A 17,593-nucleotide genomic window follows, 5' to 3' on the forward strand; every position below is an offset into this window, starting at 1 on the left:
TTTGGCGGCATCGGCAAGATCATCGGACCGGTCGGGCTGGCGCTGATCGTCGGCTCCGGCAACTACCTCAAGCCCGACGTGCCGCTGCCGGAAATTCCGCTGGCGTTCATCTATCTCGGTTGCTGGTTCCTGATGGCCGGCGCGGTCTATTACTTCCTCGGCATTGAGACCCGGGGCAAGTCGATCGAGCAGATCGACCGTGAACTGGCCGCGACGGCCGGCATGGCACAGGCGGCGACGCCCGCGGTACGGCAGGCCTGACCTCGAGCAGGGAATCTTGGGATACGCCGATGACGACTTCAGCCGATCTTGTGGGCGATACAAACGTGATCTCGCGTGCCGAGGCGGTGCGCGGCGCCGTCGCCGCGGCCTCTGGCGAGATCGAAAGCACGCGCCGGCTGCCGCCGGCCCTGCTCGACAAACTGCATGAGGCGGGACTGTTTCGTTTGCTGCTGCCGCGTTCGTCGAACGGGATCGAAACCGATCCGATGACCTTTTTCCATGTCATCGAGACCATCGCGCGGGCCGACGCCTCGACCGCCTGGTGCCTGAGCCAGGCCGGCGGCTGCGCGATGTCGGCGGCCTATCTCGATCTGCCGGTGGCGCATGCGATCTTCGGCAACGACCCGCGCGCGGTGCTGGCGTGGGGACCCGGTCCCAAGGTCACGGCGATCGAGTGCGACGGCGGCTACAGGGTGACGGGCGTCTGGGCCTTTGCCTCAGGCGGCCGCCATGCGACGTGGCTCGGCGCGCATTGCCCGATCACCCAGGCCGACGGCACCCCCAGATTGGATGCCAACGGCCTGCCGCAGGAACGCACCATGCTGGTCCGCACCGAGGACGTGCAATGGACCGACATCTGGAACACGGTCGGCCTGCGCGGCACCGCCAGCGACCAGTTCGCGCTGAACGATTATTTCGTTCGTGCCGATCATTCGATCACCCGCGAGTTCGACCAGGAGTGCCGCGAGAACGGCGCGCTGTACCGGATGGGATCGGGCACCTGCTACCAGGTCGGTTTTGCCGGCGTGGCCTGCGGCATCGCGCGCGGCGCACTCGATAGCTTCGTCGACGTCGCGCGCAACAAGGTGGTGCGCGGCGGCAAGAGCCCGTTGCGCGACAATGCCGTGGTGCAGTCGAATCTCGCCCAGGCCGAAGTCAATCTGCGCGCCGCGCGTGGCTTCGTGCTGCAGTCGATGGCCGATGTCTGGAAGACGCTCTCGGCCGGCAACCTGATCACGGTGGAACAGCGCGTCACCATCCGGATGGCCGCGACCCATGCCATCCACAAAGCCCGCGAGGCGGTCGACTTCGCCTATAATGCCGCGGGTGCCACCGCGATCTTCGAGAACCATCCGCTGGAGCGCCGTTTTCGCGACATCCACACCGTGACCCAGCAATTGCAGGGCCGGCTCAGCCATTTCGAAACCGTCGGCGCCTGGATGCTCGGCGTCGAGGCCGATCTCACTTTTGTCTAGAGCATGATCCGGAAAAGTGGAGACCGGTTTTCCGAAAGATCATGCTCAAACAAAAAGCTCCCCCTATCGATCCAAGGAGAAGAAACCATGCCTCTCGGCGCACTACAGCACTACACAATCGAACCGTCCGATCTGGAAAAGACCAGGGATTTCTACTGCGACGTCCTGGGATTGGAGAACGGCGATCGCCCGCCGCTCGATTTCCCGGGCTATTGGCTGTATTCCGGCGGCGTCGCCACCGTGCACCTGATGGGCACCCGCAAGCCGCGTGAAGGCATCGTGGTGCGCGGCACCGAGAAGAAGTTCGACGACACCGGCCGGCTCGACCACATCGCGTTCGCGGCGACCGATCCCGAAGGCGTGCGCCAGCGGCTGCAATCCAGGAACGTCACATTCCGCGAAAGCATCGTGCCGCGCACCGGCGACACCCAGTTTTTCATGTACGACCCCGATGGCGTCGGCGTCGAGTTGAATTTCCCCAAGGCGTAAGGTTCCAACAGCCTTAGCTATTTTGACGTTCGGCGATCATCCTTCGATACCCCGGCCCGCGCTTTGCTGGCCGGGTGTTTGCTTTCGAAAAACCGCCGGGTTCCCGATAAAGCCTTCGCGCCGCCATCTGGCGGGCGCGAAGCAGTCAGCGTTTGCACAATTTTGCGTGTGGATTTGGCAAGCCGCGTCGCCGCGGCAGGATAGCCGGGTGCCGCGCCTTTTAATCCCAACCCCAGGGCACGCGTGCCCGGCTATTTGCCGCCGCGGCGCGCGCGGTAAAGATCAGTCGAGCCCGCGCTCATGGCTCAGGCGCACCATCTCGTCGATGAAGATGGCTTTTTGCTTGGCGTCGAGGCTGGTGAACAGCGGCTCGGCGGAGTCGGCGACATTGCGCTGATCGACGGCACGGTCGTCGAGAAACTGGGCTTCGTTGCGCATTTGCTCGATCATGTCGTCGGGCGGGTCGCGTTGCGCGCGCGCAATCCGCAGATTGAGACGATCGGCGCCATTGTGGCCAAGATAATGCATCGCGCTGTTGAACGCGGTCCAGTTCTTCTCCTGTTCCGGCGTCAAATTGAGTTCGGTCTTGATCCGCTCGATGTTGGCATCGCTGTTGCTGACGATCTGTTCGGCGGTCAGTTGCGGCGCGCCCTGCTCCTGGGTCAGCACGGCCGGCGGCTGCTTGGCGGCTTTGGCTGATTTGCTCGCCTTGTTCGAACCGGGCTGTTTGGCGCCGTTCGGCGCTGGGGTCGCCGCCGGCTGTTGCCCGGCGCCGAGCACGCCGGTGAAGACGCCGACCACCCCGCCGATCGCGCCGCCCAGCACGCCACCGACCGGACCGGCCGCCTTGTTGCCGGCCTGCGCTCCCTGCTGCACGCCCTGAACCAAGCCCTGCGCCTTAACGCCCGAGCTTGCGCCAAGAAGCGTCAGGACAACTGCCCCAATCGCGATGCGCAACCGCCATTGCCCAGGCGCCGATGGTGTCGGGCTCAACATCATTATCTCGTCTCCATGATCGATCTCGAATCCGGCAGATACGTACCTGCCGATGCGCGAATATTATCGGTTTCGCGCCGCGCAAGTCTACCGTCGCGCGGCCTCGTTCCGATGAACAAGACAAGCCTGCGGCGCAATCGCGCACCCGCCCTGACGCGGGCGTGCGTGTGCAGCGCAGTATTCTGCGGAATCCACCGGCGGGGCAATGCCTGCTACGATTGTCGAAACCTGGCGAACCACAACGTAAGTTCTAGAAACCGCGGCCGGTGATTTCTCGACAGTCGACTGCAATTCTGCTCTGATTGCGACAACGCAATCTCCGTTAAGTGTCCCGGCGCACCATCTCGGACGTACCGGGCGGCGGAGAAACGAACACAACAAGACAAGAAAAACGAACAAGCAAACAAGAAACAAAAGAAAAGCAGGATTTCTATCTGGTCATTGGTTCACCTTGGGAGGGGAATGCCATGTCACGGAAGAAGCTGTCTCGCCGACAATTCGTAGCCGCCACCGCACTCACGTCAGCGGCGCTGATATCCGCGCCCTTTGTCCGCTCGGCGCGCGCCGCCGGCACATTGACCATGGGCTTTTGGGACCATTGGGTGCCCGGCGCCAACAAGGCCTCGACCGACCTGGTCAATGAATGGGCCGCCAAGGAAAAGGTCGAGGTTTCGATCGACTACATCACGAGCCAGGGCAACAAGAACCTGGTGACGATTGCCGCCGAATCCGCAGCCAAATCCGGTCACGACATCATGGCGATGCCGACCTGGTGGTCGCACGCGCAATCCGACCTGCTGGAGCCGGTCAACGATATCATGGAGCCGATCATCAAGCAGAACGGCGAGGTCAACGGCACCGTCCAATATCTCGGACAGCTCGACGGCAAATGGCTCGGCGTTCCCGCCTGTGTCGGCAGCCAGATCAAGGGGCCCTGCTCGCGTATCGATCTAATGAAGAAGTTCGCCAATATCGACGTGCAGGAAATGTATCCGGCGGGCGCTCCGCCCAAGGCCGACAATTGGACCACCGATACGTTCCTGAAGGCGGCGGAAGCCTGCCAGAAGGGCGGCGTCCCCTTCGGCATCGGGCTCGGCGAGAGCTCCGACAATGTCGATAGCGCGGGCGCGTTTTTCCTGTCGTTCGGCGCCCAACTCGTCAACGCCAAGGGCGACCTCACGGTCAAGACCGACGAGGTGCGGCAGGCCCTCGAATTCTACAAGAAGCTGATCTCGTTCCTGCCGCCGGACGTGGCGGCCTGGGACGACGCCTCCAACAACAAATGGCTGATCGCGGGCAAAGGCGCGCTGATCATGAATCCCCCGAGCGCGTGGGCGGTCGCCAAGCGCGACGCGCCGCAAATCGCCGAACAGCTCTGGACCCATGGTTTCCCGGCCGGCCCGAAAGGCCGGTTCGCGCCGTTCCTGCCCTACTTCTGGAGCATCTGGAATTTCTCCAAGAACAAGGAGGCGGCCAAGAGCCTGCTGGTGCATCTGTCGAAGCCGGACTCGATCGAGAGACTGGTGACAGCCAGCGGCGGCTACGACCTGCCGGCCTATTCCAAGCTGACGACGTTGAAGGTCTGGGAAGAACAGGGACCGCCGAAGGGAACGCTGTTCCATTATCCCAATCCCTACAACCATCAGACGCTGTCGATCGCAGCCTCGCCGGCGCCACCGAAGATCGCCCAGCAGATCTACACCCAGGCACTGCAGACCAAGATGTGCCTGAAATATTCGCAAGGCGAGAAGATGGAAGACGTATTGGCCTGGGCCGAGGGCGAGTGCGAAGGCTACATGCGGAGCTGATGTTTTAAGCTTCTGAATATTCTGCCGCAAAAGCCCGTCACCCCGCGAGGAAGATCATGGTTGATGTCGCATTTCAGCCGAACAGCGTCGCGCCGGCGCGATCGACGCGCAAACGCGCCAGCCTGCGGGTCGCGCTGAAGCGGAAATCGACGGCGGCGTTCCTGATGACGCTGCCGCTGATCCTTTTGGTCGGTATTCTCGTGGTCTATCCCGCATTCTATTCGCTGCATCTGGCGACATTGAACAAATCGATGCAGCGCTTCGTCGGCTTCGGCAATTTCGAGTTCCTGTTCAAGCGCGAGACCTTCTGGCTGGTGGTCAAGCAGTCCTGCATCTTCGCGCTCTCGGCGGTGTTCTTCAAAGCGTTGATCGGCTTCGTCGTCGCGCATCTCGTCCACAACGTTCCCGCCAAGGGCCAGCGCAAATGGCGCGGCATGCTGCTGGTGCCCTGGGTGATCCCACCGGCGATGAGTACGCTGGCCTGGCTGTGGCTGTTCGATCCGTCCTACAGCGCCTTCAACTATACGCTGGCGTTTTTCGGAATCGGGCCGATCTCGTGGCTCGGCGAGCCCAACTGGGCGCGCTTCTCGGTGATCCTGGTCAATGTCTGGTTCGGCGCGCCGTTCTTCATGATCATGTATCTGGCGTCGCTCAAATCGGTGCCGGAGCAGCTCTATGAGGCCGCAGCGATCGACGGCGCCAATTGGTGGCAGCGGATCTGGTACGTGACCTTGCCGATGATGCGCAACATCATCGCGATCACGACGCTGTTTTCGCTGATCGTGACCTTTGCCAATTTCGACATCACGCGCATCCTCACCGCGGGCGGTCCGCTCGACCATACCCATATCTTCGCGACCTGGGCGTTCCGGGTCGGCATCGAAGGCAGCGACCTGCCGCTGGGCGCCAGCGTGTCGTTGTTCATGGTGCCGATCCTGGCGATCGCGGCGGTCTTCATCCTGCGCGACATCAACAAGCGCGGGAACGAAGCCTGATGGCGAGCACCCTGGTCATCGACAAGGCGGCGCCGACGCGGACCGTCAAATATGGCAGCATGAGCCGCGACCGCACCTGGGCGCTGCGCTGGTCGTACTTCTTCCTGACCCTGTTTGCGATCTTCTCGCTGGTGCCGCCGATCTACATGCTGATCACCTCGCTCAAGAGCAGCGCGGAGATTTCGGCCGCGACCAATCCATGGTGGGTGTTTCACCCGACATTGGCAAACTACGTCCAGTTGCTGACCTCGAACCAGTTCCTGACCTTCTTCCGCAACTCGGCGCTGGTCTCGATCCTGGTGGTGACCATCACCATGCTGATCAGCGTACCGGCCGCGTTTGCGCTGGCGCGGATGCGGTTCTGGGGCTCGGCGACGCTGGCGACCGGCGTGTTCCTGACCTACCTCATTCCGGACACGCTGTTGTTCCTGCCGCTGTTCAAGATGTTCGCGGTGTTCGGCGACTGGACTGGCATTCACCTGATCGGCAAATGGTACGTGCTGGTGATCGTGTATCCGACCCTGACCGTGCCGTTCTGCACCTGGATCATGATCGGGTATTTCGCGTCGATCCCGAAGGAACTCGACGAAGCCGCGATCATCGACGGCGCGTCCTGGTTCCAGACCCTGACGCGGATCTTCATTCCGGTCGCGATGCCCGGCCTGATCGCCGCGACCATCTTCGCCTTCACGGTCTCATGGGCGCAATATCTCTATCCGCTGGTCTTCACCACGGCGACCGACCAGCTGGTGCTGCCGGTCGGCATCATCACCACGCTGATCAAGGGTGACGTGTTCAACTGGGGACAGATCATGACCGGCGCCCTGCTCGGCGCGGCCCCGCCGCTGATCATCTACGCCTTCCTGATGGACTATTACATCGCCGGCCTGACCGCCGGCGCGACAAAGGGTTGAACTCAATGGCCGATGTGACGTTGCGTAAGGTGGTCAAGCGTTATGACGATGTCGAGGCGGTGCGCGGCATCGACCTCGACATCGCCGACCACGAGTTCGTCGTGCTGGTGGGGCCGTCAGGCTGCGGAAAATCCACCACGCTGCGGATGATCGCGGGGCTGGAGGACATCACCGACGGCGACATCATGATCGGCGGCGACGTCGTCAACGACGTGCCGCCAAAGGATCGCGACATCGCCATGGTGTTTCAGAATTACGCGCTCTATCCGCACATGACGGTGGCCGAAAACATGTCGTTCGGGCTGCGGCTGAAGCACTATCCCAAGGCCGAGATCAAGACCCGGATCGACGAAGCAGCGAGGATGCTCGATATCGTCGAACTGGTCGACCGCAAGCCCAAGCAACTGTCGGGCGGCCAGCGCCAGCGCGTCGCGATGGGCCGCGCCATCGTGCGCAATCCGAAGGTCTTCCTGTTCGACGAGCCGCTCTCCAACCTCGACGCCAAGCTTCGCGTGCAGATGCGGATCGAGATCAAGAAGGTGCACCAGAAGGTCCGCACCACGACGGTCTACGTGACCCACGACCAGGTCGAGGCGATGACCCTGGCCGACCGGGTCGTGGTCATGAACAAGGGCCGGATCGAGCAGATCGGCACGCCCAACGATCTCTATCACCACCCGGCCACCCGCTTTGTCGCGGGTTTCATCGGCTCGCCCGCGATGAATTTCTTGCCCTGCCGGCTCGAGGAGACCAGCGGCCAGCTCCATGTCCGGCTGACCGACCGGATCGCCTTTGCGCTGCCGCCGGCCCGCGCAGCGCACTATCAGAGCGTCGCGCGCAACGAAAAACTGTTGCTCGGATTGCGGCCCGAACATATCGCCGAGGCAAAAGCGCATCCCGAGCCCGGCGTCGAGCCGTTCGATGCCGTGCTCGACGTGACCGAACCGATGGGCATGGAGACCTTTGTCTATTTTACCCTGGAAGGGACGCAAGTTTGCGGCCGGGTCAGTCCCAATGCCGGCGCGCGGGCCACTGGGCCGCTTCGATTGGCAGTAGACCTCAATAATATGCACCTGCTAAACGAGGGCACCGGCGCCGTCATTTGACGGCCGCATAACAAAAAGAGCCCAACGGCCCGACCAGGAACGGGGCAAGGAAACTGCAATGACGACCAACAAGAAGAAAATCCTCATCACTGAATCGATGTCGAAGCCGGGACGGGCCCTGTTGAAAGAGCGGGACGATATCGAACTGATCGAATTTCCCAACATGATCTCGGCCAAGGATTTCGAAGCGCTCCTGAAGGTGCAGGCGCCGGTTCATGGCGTGGCGCTGGGCGCCACCCGCTTCGGCGAACCGGAGCTCGAGGCTTCCAGGGACATGAAAGTGGTGACCCGGATCGGCGTCGGTTTCGATGCCGTCGACGTGCCGGCGCTGAGCCGCCGCAAGGTGCCGCTGATGGTGGCGGGATCGGCCAATTCGCCGTCGGTGGCGGAACAGGCGCTGTTCATGATGCTGACGCTCGCCAAGCGCGGCGCGGAGATGCATTCCCTGGTCAAGAACGGCGAATGGGCCACCCGGCTCGGCCGGCTGCCCTATGACCTCTACGGCAAGACCGTTCTGATCGTGGGCTTCGGCCGCATCGGCACCCGCACCGCCAAGCGCTGCCTGGCGATGGAAATGAATGTTCAGGTCTTTGATCCCTTCAAAGCCGCCGCCGAGATCAAGGCCGCCGGCTGCGAGCCGGTTGGCGATCTCGATGCCGCCCTGCCCCATGCCGATTTTGTCAGCATCCACTGCCCGAAATCGCCGGAAACCATCGGACTGTTCAACGCCGCGCGGCTCGGTCGCATGAAGCCTGCCGCCTATCTCATCAACACCGCCCGTGGCGGCATTGTCGAGGAAGCCGCGCTGTACGACGCGCTGAAGTCCGGCAAGCTAGCCGGTGCCGGCCTCGACGTGTTCGAACAGGAACCGCCGCCGCACGGCCACTCGCTGTTCGAGCTGCCCAATGTCATCATCGCGCCGCACGTCGCCGGCGTGACAAGGGAAGCCGTCGACCGCATGAGCGAGCAGACCGCGCTCAACATTCTGAGCGTGCTCGACGGCGAACCGATCCGGCAGAACGTCATCAACCACGACGTGCTCGGCTAGCTAGCGCGGCCCGCGCATAACCGGCTGGTCGCGGTTGACGCGGCCGGCGCGACGAAAAAGGCGTTGGCATCGCGGGGGGATCAAGATGGCACTCAAGGAATACGGCAAGTATGACGGCGTAGGCCTTGCCGATCTGGTCCGCACCAAACAGGTCAGCGCTGCCGAGCTGCTGGACGAAGCGATTGCGCGCACGGAAAAAGTCAACCCTGCGATCAACGCGGTCGTGGTCAGGCACGACGACCATGCCCGTCGGCAAATCGACAAAGGGCTGCCGGATGGCCCGTTCTCCGGCGTGCCGTTCCTGCTCAAGGACCTCGACCTCCTCGAGGGCACCCGAACCACCTTCGGCGCCAGCGTTTTCAAGGACAACGTCGCCGACCACACCGGCACCCTCGCCCAGCGTTTCCTCAACGCGGGCCTGACGATCTTCGGCAAAAGCGCCAGCCCGGAGTTCGGGTTGTTGCCGACCACCGAATGCCGGCTGTTCGGGCCGACCCGCAATCCCTGGAATCTCGCTCATTCCTCCGGCGGTTCATCCGGTGGCGCGGCCGCGGCGGTAGCCGCCCGCATTGTTCCGGTCGCGCATGCCAGCGACGGCGGCGGCTCGATCCGGATTCCTGCTTCCGCATCCGGCGTGTTCGGCCTGAAGCCGAGCCGCGCACGTAATCCGCTCGGCCCCGATCGCGGCGAAGGCTGGGGTGGATTCGCCTGCGGGCATGTCGTGAGCATCAGCGTGCGCGATAGTGCCGTGATGCTGGACGCGGTGTGTGGGCCCGAAGCTTCGAGCCCCTATGTGGCGCCGCCGCCGGAGCGGCCGTTCGCACAGGAAGTCGGCCGCGATCCCGGCAAGCTCCGCATCGCCTTTTCCGACAAATCGCCCTATGGCGACGTGATCGATCCCGAGATCGCCGCGGCCGTGCGCGATGTCGCAACGCTGCTCGCAGGACTCGGCCATCACGTCGAGGAGCGCGCGCCTGAATTGGCCGCCGATCCCGGGCCGGTGATGGGCGCCATCGTCGGCGCCAACACCGCGCTCAGCGTGCGGATGGCCGAACTGCGGTTCGGCCGCGCGATGACGGCGGCCGACTTCGAGATATTGACCCTCGCAATGGCGCGAAATGCGCAGGGGCAAACCGCGACCGACTATGTCGCGGCGCAGTCTGCCGCCTTTCAAATTTCGCGCGGCCTTGCGGCCTTTTTCGCGCACATCGACGTCTTCCTGTGCCCGACGCTGTGCACGCCACCGCTGCGCATCGGTGAACTCAATCCGATGTCGGAAGATCCAACGCACATCCTGCCGATCCTGCGCCGCTATATGCCGGGGACCAGCATGTTCAACATGTCCGGCCAGCCGGCGATGTCGGTGCCGCTGGCCTGGAACAAGGCCGGATTGCCGCTCGGCATGATGTTCGCGGCGCGCTTTGGCGACGAGGCCACGCTGTTTCGTCTGGCGGCACAGCTCGAGCAGAGCCGCCCCTGGAAGGACAAACCACCGCCGGTTTGCGCGTAGGACGTTTTCCAGCGAAAGCCTATCCCGAACTTGATCCGGGATGGGCGCCGGTTCGCGCGAAGAAAACGCGTTAGGCCCCGATCTCGGTAAAGGCCGCGGTGGATTCTTATCGTGAGCATCAGCGTGCGCGACCGTGCCGTCATGCTGCGCTGATGATCTTCGGCACGATCACTGACTCTGTGGGTAAATCCCCGTAGGGCTGGACAGACCCGGTCACCCGCACACTATGCGGATGAGGCAGAATCCCAAGGGGGGCCATGGGGGACAGTCTCGCAAAAGGCTACGCGGTGTAACGCCCGTGTGGCCTTTTGTTTTTCAATTATTTACTTTTGGCTGAGTAAAAAAACCCGCCCCCTGTTCGTTCTCCAAGAACAAATCGGGTCGCGTCTCGGTTTGAAATTTCATTTTCGATAGATGACAATCGCCCCGCAGTAATTTCAGGGCGCGTTCGTTGGGCCGGAAAGCCCACTGTTTGCCCATTTCACCGCATCGGTTTTCATGGGATCCACCTTGTCGCACTTCACGCAACGGAGCTGGGTTTTGCCAGTCCGGTCAGTCATTGCCATCATGAGCTTTTTGCACTTTGGGCAGCGGTGATCATTCATGACGTCCTCCCTGTTTTGGGGACAATCTAAGTCCAGAAAACTCAAAGGGAAGTCTCTGCTTTCATTAAAAAGCATTGGTACTGTTGGGTTTGTCCGATACCTGACATAGCAACGCCCGCGGGCTTGGGAACTTTACTTCCATCGGAAGCTTATGACTCATTATTTAGTTGCTTAGGAGCGCGTCGTGTATCGAGCCGCGTTGACCACTGTCTTTTTTCTCCTGACGGCTTCCGTATGCGAAGCCGAGTCCGGCCTCGCCTCCTACTACGGCGGCCGAGGTCATAATGGCGAAATGACCTGCGCCCATCGCACCAGACCATTCGGAAGCATCGTAACCGTTACAGGCGGTGGCCGTTCAATAAGATGCCGAATCAATGATCGAGGCCCCTTCATTCGGGGGCGCGTCATCGACGTATCGACGAGCGCAGCTCGCGCGCTCGGCATGCTGGGGTCGGGTGTCATTCGCGTTTCGGTGGAATAGCCGGCCCTCAAACGAAAAAACCGGTATGAAGCCAAGGTCCGTCAGATCAGTCGGCAGTCGGCAGATGTCGCATCGCGAACTCAATCCGGCCGTCGGGAAGCTGCCGCCAGTTTTCAACGACAGTCGCGTATCCTGCCTGCGGAAATTGATCGAGGATTTCGCGGGCTTTCAGACGGGCGGCTTCAATCGGTAGCGTGAATATCGTCGGCCGCTGTCGGCCAGACATCCGGTCTGCCAAATCCCGTGGGCGAACGAGCATGTCGGACCTCCAATGATTGGCTGGTTGATGTTGCCGATCTTGAGCGCCCGAAGGCAAAATTAAAGAGCTGGCAATGCGCTGGTTCTCATTATCCCCACTAATCACTGCTTATCGGGGGTTCGTCCCGCCGCGAGCACCCATCGCCCGTTTTGAGTCCGCCGACGCGCACCGGAATCATTGCTTAATGTTTCGCTGATAGCTTTTGGCGGATCGCGGAATTGTTTCGCGTACCGCGACCACCGGCACAATCATGCAGACCATCGAAACGACCGATCCGATCGAGGCGAGACGCGCCCGCTATGCTCAGTATCGCGGCCAAACGGCAACGTTGACGCTGATGGGATCGACTGTCACGGGGATGGTCCGTTCGGTCAACGAACATGGCGACGGCTCACTGAAGCGCTGGATCGTCACCGTGTTTGCGAGTTAGCGCACCGGTTGGCGCAAAGAAAATACCTCAAAACAAAAGACCAAAGCCCCGTTCCGATCCATCCGAACGGAAAAGGCTCCCGGCCGACAAAACTCGGCCGCATTCGGGGAGAACCCTGGGATACCGGCACTGTCGGCGGGAAGCGCTCTCCCGCTGACGGGGGCCAACTCTGGAGGGACACATCCTTGAGTCAAAATGACCCGACCGATCACGCGCTGGCGGCGATCGCCAGCATCCTCGATAATTCGGAATCCCGCCGCGATCCGGAAACCCACCGTGAAGCGGAAGCCCACCGCGAACCGGAATCCGATCGCGAACCGGAGGCCGATCTTCAGCTGGAAGCCCACCGCGAGCCGGAGGCTGATCCTCAGCCAGAAGTCCATTCCCAGCCAGAAGTTCTGGTCGTCGAGGACAAGCCCCTCGCTCCGGAAATGGTCGAGGCCGAGGGCTATTCGAAAATCGGTCCCGGCCCGATCGCCGCGATCCGTTTCAAATGGACCGTGCGTCACCATGCCGACGACGACTATTATGTCGATGAGACCATCGGCGAGAATTCCGCACCGATCGCGACGGGACCGATGTCGCGCGATGCCGCCGTCCGGATGGTCGACGATCGCGAATACGAAGCGCAGCGCAAGTTCGATCAGCTTCGAAGCGAAATGACCGGGCGTGCCATGGCGGCAAACCTGGCGCGGCACGACAGCGGCGAGAGCTAGGGCTTCCCTTCACCTCTCCCCGGCGGGGAGAGGTCGATTTGCTCCCGGCGGTGCGAAGCATCGTCCGGTGCAAATCGGGTGAGGGCTCTTATACCAAACGAGAGGCCCTAACCCCTCACCCGGCGCGGAGCCTGTCATCGGGCGCGCATTCGCGCGACCCGTTGGCGCCGACCTCTCCCACCCAACTCGGGTTTACCCGAGTTGGGCATCAATATTTGTCGAAGTCGGATACATCCGACTTCGATGGGAGAGGTGCAGGGAAATCGCGGCCGATTCAATCAACAATCATCTATCCGCTGTGGGATTGACGGGCGGATTGGATCATCTCCACGCCATTTCTGATTTTCAGAAATTGTCCTTGACTCCAGACCCAAATCACTTGCTTATTCCTTGCCATCCCGTCCCGAGAGAGGGGGCGTTGGCCATCGTCACTGACGTTGGGGCGGGGAGCGGTGGACGCGAGTGCTGCGACTGACGAGCGTGGCGCAAGCGTACGGCAAAGTCGTGTGGTCCTGACGCCCCGATGGCAGGTGTCAAGTTCTTGAGAGGCTCGCGCTTCTTGGGGACGACGGTGACAAACAAGCCAGGTCTCGCCGGGGAGAGCACGATATAAGCTGTAAAACCATTGCGCAGGGAAGGCCGGACTGCTTCCGCTGAACCTGTATGCTCGTGTGCGTTTCCACAAGCATCTTTGCACGCGAGACCGCGGGTTGCAGCGCGCACCCGGTCTTCCCTGCGCCCTCTCTTTGATTGGGCGAATGATTTGCAAACCTCGGGCGAATGCTGTCGCGAGAACGCGGAAGTGTGTACCGGCTTTGCACGAACGCGATCCTATACACGTCGTCCCGGCGAAGGCCGGGACCCATATGCCGTGTGTTCTCGTTTCGGCACTGGAGCAGACGCCTTTTGCTACAATCGACTCCAGGGCTTATGGGTCCCGGCGCAAGGCCGGGACGACGATGAGATGAAACTCTGCGACGCGGCACTTATTTGACCACAAACTCCCTCAAAGGCATCCTCTCGCATGATCCGAATTCTCGCTGCCCTCGCCGCTGCATTGTTGCTGGTCTCCACCGCCGCGCAGGCCCAGCAACCTTCCCGCCTCGACGACATCGTCAAACGCGGCAGCTTGCGGGTCGGCATGACCGGCGACTATCTGCCCTTCAGTTATCTCGACAAGACGACGCAACAATTTCGCGGCTTCGACGTCGATATGGCGGAGGCGCTGGGCAAGGCGCTCGGGGTCAAGGTGCAATATGTCCAGACCGCATGGCCGCAACTGACGAAGGATTTCGAAGCCGACCATTTCGATATCGCGATGGGCGGCATCTCGATCACGCCGGACCGGGAGAAAAAGGGATCGTTCTCCACGCCGATCATGCGCGAGGGCAAGACGCCGATCGCGCGCTGCGCCGATAAAGACAAATACGACACCATCGCCGAGATCGACAGGCCGGGCACGCGCGTGATCGTCAATCCCGGCGGCACCAATGAGCGATTTGCCCGGGCCAATATCAAAACCGCCGAGATCAAAACCTGGAATGACAATGTCACGATCTTCGACGAAATCGCCAAGGGGGACGCCGACCTGATGATGACGGACGCCTCGGAGACGCGATACCAGCAAAAGCTTCATCCCGGCGTGCTGTGCGCCGTGCATCCCGACAAGCCGTTCGATTTTGCCGAGAAGGCCTACTGGTTGCAGCGCGACGCCGCGCTCAAGGCCTTCGTCGATCAATGGCTGCGCACGGCCGGCGAAGACGGCAGCACCCGGAAAATCTATGCGGCCTGGTTTGAATAGTTGCTCGCTGCGAAGTTGCCGGCATGATGCGCAAGACGAATGATTGGGTTGGAAATTGACGACGCGCGTGCAGCCAAACTAGACTACCGCCAGATGCATTGAACCGAAACCGTTAGCTTACGACTTAACATTTGAACGTGATCCAAATCACGTAGCCAATTTTTCCGACGTGTAGGGTCGAACCGGGATTGCCCTGCCCTGGAGGTTATGATGAAGAGGCTTTTCGCCCTGGCCGCGTTTTTGCTCGCGAGCACCGCCGCGCAGGCTCAGTATACCTTCGACTATGGCGGACGGACCATTCGCATCGATCCGGATCGCGGCACGGTTTCGATCCCCGGCGTCTATGATAATACCGGCCGGCGAAAGCACGCGCATAGCGATCGCGACAGCGGCCGTCCGCGCAAGCAGGCGCCCGAACAGGCCAAGGTCGAACCGCTGGCGCCGGTCCAACCCGATGCCGCGCCCTCCACGGCGGTTGCGCCGGCGAACGCAACGCCCGATCCGTCAACCACCACGGCCAACGTCGCACCGGCGGATGCCGCCACATCGCCGCCGCCTCCGGCCAACACGCCGGCAACCGTGCCCGCGCAGGACACAGCTCCGGCCGTTTCACCGTCCGCGCCTGCGCCCGCCGTTGTGACCGCGCCTCCGCCGCCACCCGCACCGGCTCAAAAGCAGGCCGCGGCGGCGCCGACCTCAACCGCGCAGCCCTCGACTACGCCGCTTGGGCTGTGGCTGACCGAGGAAAAGGAAGGCCAGGTTAGAATCGAGCAATGCGGCGCCAATCTCTGCGGTTATTCCGTCGACAAAAAGTCGAACCAGAACGGCGAGCAGGTCTTGATCAACATGAAGCCCGCCAAGGACTCCAAATGGAGCGGCCGGATTCTCGATCCGAACACCGGCAGCACCTATGATTCCACACTCGCGATGAAAGGCTCCGATACGCTGCGGGTGCAAGGCTGCGCCTTCGGCGGCATGTTCTGCGGCGGCCAGACCTGGAGCCGCGTGAACTAGAGCGTTTTCGAGCCAACGGGTCGCGCGAATGCGCGCCCGATGACAGGCTCCGTGGGCACCGGTTCGCATAGCAATCTGCGCAGATTGCGTAGACTTATCTGCGGTAGAAAACGCGTCAAAATAAAAGACTGCTAATTTTGGGTGCCGGCCTTGGTCGCAAACCAGATGATGTGGTGTGCGCCGCTGCGTTTGGTCGTGGCGCGCACGCCGACTTCGTTGACGTCGAAATCGGCCGCGCGAAGCCGTTTGGTGAAGGCGATGTTCGGCCCCGACGACCAGACCGCGAGGATGCCGCCCGGCCGCAGCGCGGCGCGGATCGCTCTCAACCCGTTGAGATCGTAGAGCGCATCATTGGCCTTGCGGATCAGCGCCTCCGGGCCGTTATCGACATCGAGCAGGATGGCATCGAACGCCGACGGCGAGGTTTTGATGACATCGACCACGTCGGCTTCGCGAATGCTGGCGCGCGGATCGGTCAGGCTGTTGCCGAACAGCTCGGCCATTGGCCCATGTGCCCAGGCGATGACGGCGGGCACCAGTTCGGCGACGGTGATCCGCGCATCTTGGCCCAACACCGCGAGCGCCGCGCGCAACGTAAAACCCATGCCGAGGCCGCCGACCAGCAGATGCGGACGCTTGACCGCCTCGATCTTCTTGCAGGTCAGCGTCGCCAGCGCCTCTTCCGATCCGCTGAGCCGGCTGCTCATCAGTTCGTTCTGGCCGAGCATCATCGAGAACTCTTCGCCCCTTCGCATCAAGCGAAGCTCGACGTCGGCACCGGGCACGCGCGCCGTATCGATCTGCAACCACGGAATCATGCGATGCCTCTCTGCCGTTGCAAGGTTCGTAAAATAACTCGCGAGACAACATCTGCCTCACGCCGTTGTTCGTGTGACCCCCATCACGGTCCGGGATGTCCCGATGTGGGACCTTGTTCGCATCGGAACAAAGGGGAACGTCATGAACTATTTCTGCAAAACCACGATTGCCGCGCGCATCCTGATGCTGATCGGAGCCTCGATCGCGACACCGGCGGCCGCGGCCAGTTTCGATGGCCAATGGAATGTTCAGATCGCCTCGACGAGAACCGCCTGCCCCAACGGCGCAAGCGTCTCGATCGGCATCACCAATGGCAAGGTCGAGTCGTCCAATGCCATGGTGAGCGCATCCGGCCATGTCGCCGATGCCGGTGGCATCAGCGTCACCCTGACCAGCGGCATCAAGCAGGCGATAGGCTCCGGCCGCCTCAGCGCCACGTCGGGATCGGGCACCTGGCACGGCGCGATGTGCTCGGGCACCTGGACCGCGCAGCGGATTTGATCGGCGGCGACCACGGTCGCCGCCGATGCCGGGCGCTATCCGACCTTTTCGGAATATTCAGCGTCGGTGACGTGCTCCATCCAGGTCACATGGTTGCCATCGAGCGTCTCGTGCATGGCGATATGGACCATGCCGGTCGTCGGCGCGCCGCCATGCCAGTGCTTCTCTCCTGGCGGAATCCAAACGACGTCACCTGCCCGAATCTCGCGCACCGGGCCGCCTTTGCTCTGGAAGCGGCCGACGCCGGCGATCACATACAGCGTCTGCCCGAGCGGATGGGTATGCCATGCCGTGCGTGCGCCTGGCTCGAATGCGACCCGGGCGGCGTTGACGCGGGCGGGTGCCTGCGCGGTGATAATCGGATCCTGCCACACTGTTCCAGTAAAGCTTTCCTTCGCCGCGAGACGGGTCGGGCGTGAGCCTGCTGCGTGAATTTCCATGGGGTTACCTCTCCTTGCTGATGTTATTTCTTGGTTGCCGCGTAGCGCGCCTTGGTCTCGGCGTTCATCGGATAGAGGCCCGGCAGTTCGGCGCCGCCGTTCACCTGATCGACGATCCAGGCTTCCATGCGCTCCTGCTCGGCGCCCTCAGCCAGAATCAGATCGAGGAACGCCTTCGGAATT

Annotated in this window: 19 protein-coding genes and 2 pseudogenes; 15 read left to right on the forward strand and 6 right to left on the reverse strand. The window is 62.1% G+C overall.

The annotated features are described in order from the left end of the window. The 3 genes and pseudogenes from GSQ88_RS30640 to GSQ88_RS30650 form a co-directional block, all read left to right on the forward strand. A pseudogene (locus tag GSQ88_RS30640) lies at nt 1–261 on the forward strand (MFS transporter); the annotation flags it as partial. A 29-nt stretch (nt 262–290) separates the two neighbouring features. Continuing rightward, nucleotides 291–1,478: an acyl-CoA dehydrogenase family protein gene (locus tag GSQ88_RS30645; RefSeq protein ID WP_159011669.1), complete on the forward strand. Its 1,188-nt coding sequence runs from the start codon at nt 291–293 to the stop codon at nt 1,476–1,478. Nucleotides 1,479–1,565: 87 nt separating this feature from the next. Further along, entirely contained in the window at nt 1,566–1,967 is a 402-nt protein-coding gene (locus GSQ88_RS30650) for a VOC family protein (protein WP_159011671.1), read from the forward strand. A 282-nt stretch (nt 1,968–2,249) separates the two neighbouring features. Here GSQ88_RS30650 and GSQ88_RS30655 read toward each other — a convergent pair whose 3' ends face one another. Continuing rightward, nucleotides 2,250–2,963, reverse strand: a complete 714-nt coding sequence (locus GSQ88_RS30655) for a Spy/CpxP family protein refolding chaperone (protein ID WP_159011701.1) — start codon at nt 2,961–2,963, stop codon at nt 2,250–2,252. A gap of 467 nt (nt 2,964–3,430) precedes the next feature. On the opposite strand from GSQ88_RS30655, the gene GSQ88_RS30660 reads away from it, so the two are divergent. The 6 genes from GSQ88_RS30660 (at nt 3,431) to GSQ88_RS30685 (ending at nt 10,344) form a co-directional block, all read left to right on the forward strand. Continuing rightward, nucleotides 3,431–4,771, forward strand: a complete 1,341-nt coding sequence (locus GSQ88_RS30660) for an ABC transporter substrate-binding protein (protein ID WP_159011673.1) — start codon at nt 3,431–3,433, stop codon at nt 4,769–4,771. A 56-nt stretch (nt 4,772–4,827) separates the two neighbouring features. Further along, nucleotides 4,828–5,766 (forward strand): carbohydrate ABC transporter permease, encoded by a 939-nt coding sequence (locus tag GSQ88_RS30665; protein WP_159011675.1) that lies wholly within the window; start codon nt 4,828–4,830, stop codon nt 5,764–5,766. Next, a complete protein-coding gene (locus tag GSQ88_RS30670; protein ID WP_159011676.1) occupies nt 5,766–6,680 on the forward strand; it encodes a carbohydrate ABC transporter permease in 915 nt (304 codons plus the stop codon). Before GSQ88_RS30665 ends, GSQ88_RS30670 begins: the two co-directional genes overlap by 1 nt. A gap of 5 nt (nt 6,681–6,685) precedes the next feature. Continuing rightward, nucleotides 6,686–7,786, forward strand: coding sequence for an ABC transporter ATP-binding protein (locus tag GSQ88_RS30675; protein ID WP_159011678.1), 1,101 nt, complete (start codon nt 6,686–6,688; stop codon nt 7,784–7,786). Between the two features lie 58 nt (nt 7,787–7,844). Beyond that, nucleotides 7,845–8,834: a hydroxyacid dehydrogenase gene (locus tag GSQ88_RS30680; protein ID WP_159011679.1), complete on the forward strand. Its 990-nt coding sequence runs from the start codon at nt 7,845–7,847 to the stop codon at nt 8,832–8,834. A gap of 85 nt (nt 8,835–8,919) precedes the next feature. Further along, on the forward strand, nt 8,920–10,344 hold the full coding sequence (locus GSQ88_RS30685; protein WP_159011681.1) for an amidase: 1,425 nt from the start codon (nt 8,920–8,922) through the stop codon (nt 10,342–10,344). 437 nt (nt 10,345–10,781) lie between these two features. Here GSQ88_RS30685 and GSQ88_RS35405 read toward each other — a convergent pair whose 3' ends face one another. Then, nucleotides 10,782–10,949: a hypothetical protein gene (locus tag GSQ88_RS35405; protein WP_210253931.1), complete on the reverse strand. Its 168-nt coding sequence runs from the start codon at nt 10,947–10,949 to the stop codon at nt 10,782–10,784. A 184-nt stretch (nt 10,950–11,133) separates the two neighbouring features. Here GSQ88_RS35405 and GSQ88_RS30690 point away from each other — a divergent pair, with 184 nt between their 5' ends. Next, nucleotides 11,134–11,430, forward strand: coding sequence for a septal ring lytic transglycosylase RlpA family protein (locus GSQ88_RS30690; RefSeq protein WP_159011682.1), 297 nt, complete (start codon nt 11,134–11,136; stop codon nt 11,428–11,430). Between the two features lie 46 nt (nt 11,431–11,476). Here GSQ88_RS30690 and GSQ88_RS30695 read toward each other — a convergent pair whose 3' ends face one another. Further along, complete coding sequence (locus GSQ88_RS30695) at nt 11,477–11,689, reverse strand: hypothetical protein (RefSeq protein WP_159011684.1); 213 nt, start codon at nt 11,687–11,689, stop codon at nt 11,477–11,479. Between the two features lie 250 nt (nt 11,690–11,939). On the opposite strand from GSQ88_RS30695, the gene GSQ88_RS30700 reads away from it, so the two are divergent. The 4 genes from GSQ88_RS30700 (at nt 11,940) to GSQ88_RS30715 (ending at nt 15,650) form a co-directional block, all read left to right on the forward strand. Beyond that, nucleotides 11,940–12,119 (forward strand): hypothetical protein, encoded by a 180-nt coding sequence (locus tag GSQ88_RS30700; protein ID WP_246785137.1) that lies wholly within the window; start codon nt 11,940–11,942, stop codon nt 12,117–12,119. Nucleotides 12,120–12,304: 185 nt separating this feature from the next. Then, nucleotides 12,305–12,835, forward strand: a complete 531-nt coding sequence (locus tag GSQ88_RS30705; RefSeq protein ID WP_159011686.1) for a hypothetical protein — start codon at nt 12,305–12,307, stop codon at nt 12,833–12,835. Between the two features lie 1,024 nt (nt 12,836–13,859). Continuing rightward, nucleotides 13,860–14,636 (forward strand): transporter substrate-binding domain-containing protein, encoded by a 777-nt coding sequence (locus GSQ88_RS30710; RefSeq protein ID WP_159011688.1) that lies wholly within the window; start codon nt 13,860–13,862, stop codon nt 14,634–14,636. A gap of 210 nt (nt 14,637–14,846) precedes the next feature. Next, nucleotides 14,847–15,650 (forward strand): DUF2147 domain-containing protein, encoded by an 804-nt coding sequence (locus GSQ88_RS30715; RefSeq protein ID WP_159011690.1) that lies wholly within the window; start codon nt 14,847–14,849, stop codon nt 15,648–15,650. 131 nt (nt 15,651–15,781) lie between these two features. Here the strand turns inward: GSQ88_RS30715 and GSQ88_RS30720 are convergent, their stop codons facing one another. Then, nucleotides 15,782–16,468 carry a spermidine synthase gene (locus GSQ88_RS30720; protein ID WP_159011692.1) on the reverse strand — a complete coding sequence of 229 codons (687 nt, stop codon included), beginning with the start codon at nt 16,466–16,468 and terminating at the stop codon, nt 15,782–15,784. Between the two features lie 142 nt (nt 16,469–16,610). On the opposite strand from GSQ88_RS30720, the gene GSQ88_RS30725 reads away from it, so the two are divergent. After that, entirely contained in the window at nt 16,611–16,970 is a 360-nt protein-coding gene (locus GSQ88_RS30725) for a hypothetical protein (RefSeq protein WP_159011694.1), read from the forward strand. A 35-nt stretch (nt 16,971–17,005) separates the two neighbouring features. Here the strand turns inward: GSQ88_RS30725 and GSQ88_RS30730 are convergent, their stop codons facing one another. Together GSQ88_RS30730 and GSQ88_RS30735 are read right to left on the reverse strand one after the other, a co-directional pair. Continuing rightward, nucleotides 17,006–17,410: a (R)-mandelonitrile lyase gene (locus GSQ88_RS30730; protein WP_159011696.1), complete on the reverse strand. Its 405-nt coding sequence runs from the start codon at nt 17,408–17,410 to the stop codon at nt 17,006–17,008. Nucleotides 17,411–17,433: 23 nt separating this feature from the next. Further along, nucleotides 17,434–17,593: pseudogene (locus GSQ88_RS30735) on the reverse strand (ribonuclease activity regulator RraA); the annotation flags it as partial.

It is taken from the genome of Bradyrhizobium sp. S69 (assembly GCF_009766005.1).
GTDB lineage: Bacteria > Pseudomonadota > Alphaproteobacteria > Rhizobiales > Xanthobacteraceae > Bradyrhizobium.